At 41.2% G+C, this 747-nt stretch carries 1 pseudogene; it reads left to right on the top strand.

The window, feature by feature from the left end:
- Positions 1-747, top strand: a pseudogene (locus DDR33_RS26235) (tail fiber protein); the annotation flags it as partial.

Raw genomic sequence — 747 nt, 5'->3', positions numbered from 1 at the left:
ATAGAGCTGTTTTGTTCGTCTTATCAAACAGGTTACCAAAAATATATCATTGAGGTCGGATATGATCAGGGAGCACATACAGGAGATCCAGCCCTCAAGCTAGCAGAAGTTCACGGTATCGCCAACGCTGCCCGGATGAGTTTTGGTACTGCTACTAACCTAAATACAGAAATGGGAGGATATGTTAACAAATCTATTCCGCTTTATCTGGAACTGGCCAGCTATATGGCCTACACTGTGAAGATTACATATCTTCAGGAACGCGTAGACCAAGTCTCAGGATTGAACCACATTAAGATCAATGAGAATCCTGCAGGTACTCCTATCGACGACTTTAGACTTGATCCAACGCTTAATGTTGACTTCACAACGAGTGGCAATCTTTTAGTAAAAGGCTCAGGGAATCACGCCATTCTGAATGGCAACGTGGGTATTGGAACCTTATCTCCTGATTCAAGATTAACTGTCAAGGGAAAGATACATGCAGAAGAGATCAAAGTTGATTTGAGCGTGCCCGCTCCCGATTACGTGTTCGACAATAACTACAACTTAGCATCTTTAGAAGATGTGGAGAATTACATTAAAAAGAATAAACACCTTCCGGAAATACCTTCTGCGGAGAGCATGAAAAAGGAGGGCATTTCTGTTTCAGATATGCAACTTAAACTCCTTCAAAAAGTTGAAGAACTCACTCTTCATTTGATTAAACAGAACAAGATAATTAAGCAACAGCAGCAAAAGCTCGCA

The sequence above is a fragment of the Pararcticibacter amylolyticus genome (assembly GCF_003130405.1).
Lineage (GTDB): Bacteria > Bacteroidota > Bacteroidia > Sphingobacteriales > Sphingobacteriaceae > Arcticibacter > Arcticibacter amylolyticus.
The sequence above is the reverse complement of the archived record's forward strand: the minus strand, read 5'-3'. Positions and strand labels throughout refer to the sequence as shown.